This window comes from Mumia sp. Pv4-285 (genome assembly GCF_041320275.1).
In the GTDB taxonomy this organism is placed as follows: Bacteria; Actinomycetota; Actinomycetes; order Propionibacteriales; family Nocardioidaceae; genus Mumia; species Mumia qirimensis.
In genome coordinates this window covers 4,642,064-4,649,352 of record NZ_CP162023.1, presented here as the reverse complement: position 1 = coordinate 4,649,352, position 7,289 = coordinate 4,642,064, and the positions used below count along the sequence as shown (strand labels likewise).

Genomic DNA, 7,289 nt, shown 5'->3' with positions numbered 1-7,289 from the left:
CGTGGCCCCAATCTCCGGCTCCTGTGGCTGGCACAGGCGTCCACATAGTTATCCACAACTTGTGGACTTACTGTTCCCCGTGAAGAGATTCCCGTGATCTCAACGTTTTCTGACCCTCAGCGGCCATGTCGGCCCCTGTGGATATCGGCCCGTCCCGGGGACGTTAACAGCCCCGATAGGCACCAGCAACCGATTGTCCACAGGGTCTTCGAGGTTCCGCAACCCGGGGCTCCGGCGTGGAGCCTGGACGTGGGACTCCTCACGGGTGTAGGGCCGGTTTGACCCACTGTGGAGCGACCACGTACCGTGGTGGGGTCGAAGTCCTCGACACCTGCCGCATGCCTGCGTGCCTCCAGCCTGTCTGGTCGGACGTCGGCGGGCGGTGGCCGTCGAACCGGCATTCCACTTCACCGCCCAGTACCCGATGACCGCGAGCGTTGCGGTCCGAGACACGATGGGGAGCTTTCCCGTGACCAAGCGCACCTTCCAGCCGAACAACCGTCGCCGCGCGCGCAAGCACGGCTTCCGCCTGCGCATGCGCACGCGCGCCGGCCGCGCGATCCTGGCGGACCGTCGTCGCAAGGGCCGCACGCGTCTCTCGGCCTGAGACGGGCTGGGCCGTGCGGTGCTGAGACAGGCGCATCGTCTCCGCACGAGCGACGACATCCGAACAACGACGAGGCGAGGACGCCGTGCGGGTTCCCGCACCGTCCTCGCCTACGTTCGTTTGGGTGCACGTCGCCCGGACGACTCCGTGCGCGTGGCGTTCGTGGTCGGCAAGCAGGTCGGCGACGCAGTCACGCGCAACACGGTCAAGCGCCGTCTCCGCGGTCTCATGGCAGATCGGCTCGTGACCATCCCGGGCGGCACCGACATCGTGCTGCGGGCCCTTCCGTCCTCGGCACGTCGCTCGTCCGTCGAGCTCGGGGCCGACGTGGACCAGGTGCTCGCCAGACTCATCACGTCACCGGCGACGCCGGGATCGGCGTGATCTCGCTGTGAAGACCCTGCTCATCGGCTTCCTGAAGGCGTATCGGTTCGCGATCAGTCCGCTGTACGGTCAGGTCTGTCGTTACTACCCGTCATGCTCCGCCTACGCGCTCGGCGCGGTGGAGGAGCACGGCGCTGTACGAGGTAGCTGGTTGGCTGCCCGTCGACTCGCTCGCTGCCATCCTTGGGCCGCGGGAGGTCTCGACCCCGTTCCCCCCAGATCCGCTGCCCGCGGATCCTCCCCGACTCCACCGCGAGGGGTTTGATGTTCGACGCGATCGTCGACTTTTTCGACACGATCATGCAGGTCCTGTACTACCCGGTTTCCGGGATCATGCTGGCCTGGCACTGGGTCTTCTCCCACCTGGGCCTCGATCCCGACTCCGGCTGGACCTGGGCCCTCTCGATCATCGGGTTGACGATCACGATCCGGATGCTCCTCATCCCTCTGTTCGTGAAGCAGATCAAGGCCAGCCGCAACATGCAGCTGTTGCAGCCCAAGATCCGCGAGCTCCAGAAGAAGTACGGCCATGACCGGGAGCGGATGGCCCAGGAGCAGATGAAGCTCTTCAAGGAGGCGAACACCAACCCGTTCGCCTCCTGCCTGCCGCTGCTGCTGCAGATGCCGATCTTCTTTGCGCTGTTCCGCGTGATCAACGGCGCCGCCAACGGGACTGCTCACGGGTTCCTCTCTCCGGCTCAGGCCGAGTCGATGAGCGAGGCGACCTTCCTGGGTGTCCAGATCGCCAGCCAGTTCACCGACCCGACGGTGCACGTCAAGATCGTGTGCGCGGTGCTCGTCGTGCTGATGACCGCGACGACCTTCCTCACGCAGCGTCAGCTGATGTCCAAGAACATGCCTGCCGACGCGCTCTCCGGTCCGTATGCGCAGCAGCAGAAGCTCCTGCTCTATGTGCTGCCGTTCGTCTTCGCGATCAGCGGCATCGCCTTCCCGGTCGGCGTCCTCCTCTACTGGACGACCTCGAACGCCTGGACGATGGGCCAGCAGTTCTACGTGATCCGCAACAACCCCGCGCCCGGCACGCCGGCCTTCGAGGCGAAGCGCGAGCGCGACAAGCGACACGGCAAGCTCGCAGAGCCTGCGCCCGAGGTCGTCGCCACGGACGAGAAGCCTGCGCCCCCACGCCGTCAGCAGCCCAAGAAGCAGTCCCGCGAGCAGCGGAAGAAGGGCCCAGGCCCGCAGGGTCAGGGCTCTCCCGATGCTTCGCAGCCAGATTCAGACGACGCGCCGGACGATGATGCCGGCCAGGGAGGGGCAAAGTCGTGACCGAGACATCTCACGAGTCCGAAGCAGCAGTCGATCCGCAGTCCACGCCACTCGAGGACGAGGGCACGCGGAGCAAGCGAGTCGAACGCCTCGAGAACGAGGGCGACATCGCAGCGGACTTTCTCGAGGAGCTTCTCGACATCGCAGACGTCGACGGTGACCTCGACATGGACGTCGAAGGCAACCGTGCGTCTGTCTCGATCGTCGGTGGCGACCTGTCGATGCTGGTGGGGCGCGACGGCGAGGTGCTCGAGGCGTTGCAGGAGCTGACTCGCCTCGCGGTGTACCGCGAGACCGGCGAACGCAGCCGCCTCATGCTCGACGTCGCTGGCTTCCGCGCTCAGCGGCGTACAGAGCTTCAGCAGATCGCTGCCGATGCCATCGCGACCGTGCGCGCCTCCGGCGAGCCTGCTCGTCTCGTCGCGATGTCGCCGTTCGAGCGCAAGGTGGTCCATGACGCCGTCGCGGCCGCGGGCCTGACGAGCGAGTCGGAGGGTCAGGAGCCCGAACGCCGCGTCGTCATCCTGGCCGACTGAGGCGCTCCGCCATGGGTGTTTCACGTGAAACGTCCCATCCCGCCGCCGCCGAGGGCGTGTTCGGAGAACGCTTGCCGACGATGTCGGCCTATGTCGGCCTGCTGGCTGACCAAGGCGTGCTCCGCGGTCTGATCGGCCCTCGTGAGGTCCCGCGCTTGTGGGACCGGCACATCCTGAACTGTGGAGTGATGGCAAGGGATCTCGTGTCCGGCGCGACGGTGGCCGACATCGGGAGCGGTGCGGGTCTGCCCGGCCTTGTCTGGGCCATAGCGCGCCCGGACGTCGATGTGACTCTGATCGAGCCACTTCTCCGCCGCACCACCTTCTTGTCGGAGGTCGTCGAAGACCTGGACCTGTCGAACGTCACGGTCTTTCGGGGGCGAGCAGACGAGGCGCCTGGCCAGTACGACGTTGTCACGTCCCGGGCGGTGGCTGGTCTCGACAAACTCGTCCGTTGGTCGCTTCCCCTGGTGCGGCCGGGTGGCACGATGTGGGCGATCAAGGGCTCATCCGCCCAGCGCGAGATCGATGAGGCGCTCTCCACAATCCGCGCGGCGGGTGGGACAAACCCGCGCGTCAAGTCGTACGGTGAGGACGTCGTCGAGACTCCCACGACGATGGTGATGATCGACAAGGTGGGCTGAATGACGCACGTGGACGTGGCGCCGACTCTGGGCTACGCCTGGACAAGTCCGAAGGCGACCCCGGTTCTTGACATGTTGGAGCCTGACACCGTGGAGAGAGGCCCTGTGGGGTGGCAACCCCCGCCTGTTTCACGTGAAACCAAGACTCACGAGGAGAAGCCTGCGTGAACGACCCCCGAGTACCGATGAGTGTTCCTCGCGCGTCCGACCTCGCGCATGCTGGTGCCCTCCCGACTGACACACCCCTTGCGCAGGAAGTCGAAGCAAGCTTGCGACGCCAGCAGCTCGCAAACTCCTCCGACCCGATGCCTCGTCCGACGGCGACCCGTGTGATCGTCGTCGCGAACCAGAAGGGCGGCGTAGGCAAGACCACCACCACCGTCAACGTTGCGGCCGCGATGGCGACGCACGGCCAGCGTGTGCTCGTGATCGACCTTGATCCGCAGGGAAACGCGTCGACGGCACTCAACGTCGAACACAACGCGGAGACCCCGGGCGTCTACGAGGTGCTCGTCGATGGACAGAACATCATGTCCTTGATCCAGCCCTGCCCTGACGTGGAGAACTTGGACGTTCTGCCTGCCTCCATCGCGCTCGCGGGCGCCGAGATCGAGCTCGTCCCCATGGTCGCCCGAGAGACGCGCCTCCGCCGGGCGCTCGACGAGTTCCTGGCCGCGAACGCGAATGAGGAACGGCCGTACGACTACGTCTACGTCGACTGCCCGCCGTCGCTCGGTCTTCTCACCGTGAACGCCCTGGCTGCGGCACGCGAGGTCATGATCCCGATCCAGTGTGAGTACTACGCGCTCGAGGGCCTCAGTCAGCTGATCAAGACCGTCGAGATGGTCCAGGAGCAGCTCAACCCCTCATTGACGCTCAACACCATCCTGCTCACGATGTTCGATGCGCGGACCCGCCTCAGCGCCGGCGTCGCGGACGAGGTCCGGGCGTACTTCAGCGACCGCGTGCTCAAGACGGCCATCCCACGGTCCGTGCGCATCTCAGAGGCCCCCAGCTACCAGCAGACAGTGATCACGTACGACCCCAGCTCACCTGGCTCCTTGTCCTATCTGGAGGCGGCACGTGAGATTGCGGTGGCCGGAGCGGAGCCAGCAGCATGAGCCAGCAACGACGAGGACTCGGCCGTGGTCTCGGCGCCCTGATCCCCACCGCGCCGCCCCAGGTTTCACGTGAAACAGAGGACGGCAGCGCATCGGCATCGACCACGACGCCACTCGGGACGCCGCCTGACACGGCCGCCGAGCGGGCGTCTGAGACCACCACGGCTGCCCCACCGGCACCGGCGCCGGAGGCCGGCACCGCCGGACTCGCGGCGGTCGAGGGCGCCTACTTCGCGGAGATCCCTGTCGAGCAGGTGTCACCGAACCCGCGGCAGCCGCGAGAGGTGTTCGACGAGGACGCGATGGCGGAGCTCGTCCACTCCATCCGGGAGGTCGGGCTGCTTCAGCCGGTCGTCGTCCGCACCGTCGGAGCCGACGCCTACGAACTGGTCATGGGTGAGCGTCGATGGCGCGCCACGAAGGCGGCCGGACTCGACGTCATCCCCGCGATCGTCCGTGACACCTCTGACGAGGACCTCCTTCGCGACGCCCTACTCGAGAACCTCCACCGGTCCCAGCTGAACCCCCTCGAAGAGGCTGCCGCGTACCAGCAGCTCTTGGACGACTTCGGGTGCACGCACGACCAGCTCGCCACCCGCATCGGCAGGTCACGCCCTCAGATCAGCAACACGCTGCGGCTGCTTCGGCTGACACCGGCCGTCCAACGCCGCGTCGCTGCCGGCGTGATCAGCGCGGGTCATGCGCGGGCGCTCGTGTCGGTCACCGACAGCGAGAGGCAGGATCGCCTCGCCCAGCGCGTGGTCGCTGAGGGACTGTCGGTGCGCGCACTCGAGGAGCTCGTCGCCCTAGGCGAGGGTGACGAACCAGCCGTGGAGCCGCGGCAGCGTGTGCGTCGCCCGGTCGCCCCCAAGCTGGCCGACCTCGCAGATCGCCTCGCCGATCGGTTCGACACCCGCGTCAAGGTGGATCTCGGGAAGACCAAGGGCAAGATCACCGTCGAGTTCGCGTCCATCGACGACCTTGAGCGGATCGTCACGCTGATGGACCCCGCAGCAAAGGCGAGCGAAACGGGCAACTAGTCGGTTTGTCGACAAACCGACTAAGCGTCAAAGCGACCGCGACGACATAGAAGAGGGCCCCGCACCGACCGGTGCGGGGCCCTCTTCTGGTACGGCGATCGTGGTCGTGCTCAGCTGACGAAGGCGTCGAGCTCCTTGAGCAGCATGCTCTTGGGCTTGGCGCCGACGATCGTCTGGACGATCTCGCCGTTCTGGTAAACGTTGAGCGTCGGGATCGACGTGACTCGGTACGAGGCGGGGGTCTGAGGGTTCTCGTCGACGTTCATCTTGACGATGGTGATCTTGTCGCCGTACTCCGCAGCGATCTCCTCGAGGATGGGCGAGACCTGACGGCACGGGCCGCACCACTCGGCCCAGAAGTCGACGAGGACCGGCTTGTCGGCCCCCAGGACTGCAGTCGGGAAGTCGGCGTCAGTGACGGCCTGGATGTTTCCCACGGTTGGTTCCCCTTCGATCGAAGCGACGGTGACGGAGCAGCTCGACGGCGAGCTGACCGGTACTACGGAGACCGACGAGCGGTCGTACCCTGCTTGACAGGTGCAACGCCAAGGAGGCAGGCAGGGATTCCCGGAGGGAAAGTCTGCCGGACGTCGGTCATCACACGCTGGCGAGCTCGGCGTGCTCGAGGTCGGCGATGTAGCGCTCGGCGTCGAGCGCCGCCGAGCATCCGGTGCCGGCCGCCGTGACGGCCTGGCGGTAGGTGTGGTCGACAAGGTCTCCGGCGGCGAAGACGCCCGGGAGGTTGGTCCGGGTGGAACCGGGCTGGACGAGCACGTATCCGTCGGCGTCGAGCTCGACCTGGCCGGCCAAGAGCTCCGAGCGGGGATCGTGTCCGACCGCGATGAAGAGGCCGGTTGCCGGGACGTAACGCTCCTCGCCGGTCACGGTGTCCTCGAGGACGACACCCTCCAACGACAGCTCGCCGCGGATCTCCTTGACGGCTGAGTTCCAGGCGAACTCGATCTTGTCGTTCTTGAAAGCGCGCTCCTGCATGATCTTGCTGGCGCGGAGCTCGTCACGACGGTGGACCAGCGTGACCTTGTCGGCGAAGCGCGTGAGGAACGTGGCCTCCTCGACGGCAGAGTCGCCACCACCGACGACGATGATCTCCTGCTTGCGGAAGAAGAAGCCGTCGCAGGTCGCGCACCAGCTCACGCCTCGACCGGACAGGCGGTCCTCGCCGTCGACACCGAGCTTGCGGTAGCCCGATCCCATCGCAAGGATGACCGACCTGGCGTGGTGCTCGCCGGTCGCCGTACGGACGACCTTGACGTCGCCCGTGAGGTCGACCGACACGACGTCGTCGGCGACCAGCTCAGCCCCGAAGCGCTCGGCCTGGCGACGCATGTTGTCCATGAGTGCCGGGCCGTCGATGCCCTCCGGGAAGCCGGGGAAGTTCTCGACCTCGGTCGTGTTCATCAGCGCGCCACCAGCGGTGACGGACCCCTCGAACACGAGCGGGGAGAGGTTGGCACGGGCCGTGTAGACCGCTGCCGTGTAGCCGGTCGGGCCGGAGCCGATGATGATCACGTTGCGTACGTCAGTGGACATGCTCCGCCTTTGGTCACGATCAGTGCGTGTGGAAACCGCACCACTCATAACGAATCATAGGTGGGTGACATTCCCGTGAGCCGCCACACCCTGGCACGCCGACTGATTCGAGGGGACCG

The 7,289-nt window shown here is 66.5% G+C and carries 10 protein-coding genes; 8 read left to right on the top strand and 2 right to left on the bottom strand.

Features of this window, described 5'->3' with window-relative positions; translation table 11 throughout:
* Positions 1-469 precede the first annotated feature (469 nt).
* The 8 genes from rpmH (at position 470) to AB3M34_RS22125 (ending at position 5,619) form a co-directional block, all read left to right on the top strand.
* Positions 470-607 carry a 50S ribosomal protein L34 gene (rpmH, locus tag AB3M34_RS22160; RefSeq protein ID WP_205602793.1) on the top strand — a complete coding sequence of 46 codons (138 nt, stop codon included), beginning with the start codon at positions 470-472 and terminating at the stop codon, positions 605-607.
* Positions 608-625: 18 nt separating this feature from the next.
* Positions 626-991, top strand: a complete 366-nt coding sequence (gene rnpA / locus AB3M34_RS22155) for a ribonuclease P protein component (protein WP_370617028.1) — start codon at positions 626-628, stop codon at positions 989-991.
* 7 nt (positions 992-998) lie between these two features.
* Entirely contained in the window at positions 999-1,256 is a 258-nt protein-coding gene (gene yidD / locus AB3M34_RS22150) for a membrane protein insertion efficiency factor YidD (protein ID WP_370617027.1), read from the top strand.
* On the top strand, positions 1,256-2,278 hold the full coding sequence (gene yidC, locus AB3M34_RS22145) for a membrane protein insertase YidC (protein WP_370617026.1): 1,023 nt from the start codon (positions 1,256-1,258) through the stop codon (positions 2,276-2,278). Before yidD ends, yidC begins: the two co-directional genes overlap by 1 nt.
* On the top strand, positions 2,275-2,814 hold the full coding sequence (locus AB3M34_RS22140) for a protein jag (protein ID WP_370617025.1): 540 nt from the start codon (positions 2,275-2,277) through the stop codon (positions 2,812-2,814). The genes yidC and AB3M34_RS22140 overlap by 4 nt, the downstream gene beginning before the upstream one ends.
* An 11-nt stretch (positions 2,815-2,825) precedes the next feature.
* Entirely contained in the window at positions 2,826-3,458 is a 633-nt protein-coding gene (rsmG, locus tag AB3M34_RS22135; protein WP_370617024.1) for a 16S rRNA (guanine(527)-N(7))-methyltransferase RsmG, read from the top strand.
* A gap of 305 nt (positions 3,459-3,763) precedes the next feature.
* A complete protein-coding gene (locus AB3M34_RS22130) occupies positions 3,764-4,579 on the top strand; it encodes a ParA family protein (RefSeq protein ID WP_370617023.1) in 816 nt (271 codons plus the stop codon).
* Positions 4,576-5,619 (top strand): ParB/RepB/Spo0J family partition protein, encoded by a 1,044-nt coding sequence (locus AB3M34_RS22125; protein ID WP_370617022.1) that lies wholly within the window; start codon positions 4,576-4,578, stop codon positions 5,617-5,619. The genes AB3M34_RS22130 and AB3M34_RS22125 overlap by 4 nt, the downstream gene beginning before the upstream one ends.
* Before the next feature lie 110 nt (positions 5,620-5,729).
* Here AB3M34_RS22125 and trxA read toward each other — a convergent pair whose 3' ends face one another.
* Both trxA and trxB read right to left on the bottom strand, forming a co-directional pair.
* Positions 5,730-6,056, bottom strand: a complete 327-nt coding sequence (gene trxA, locus AB3M34_RS22120) for a thioredoxin (RefSeq protein WP_370617021.1) — start codon at positions 6,054-6,056, stop codon at positions 5,730-5,732.
* Between the two features lie 160 nt (positions 6,057-6,216).
* Positions 6,217-7,170: a thioredoxin-disulfide reductase gene (trxB, locus tag AB3M34_RS22115; protein WP_370617020.1), complete on the bottom strand. Its 954-nt coding sequence runs from the start codon at positions 7,168-7,170 to the stop codon at positions 6,217-6,219.
* Positions 7,171-7,289 lie beyond the last annotated feature (119 nt).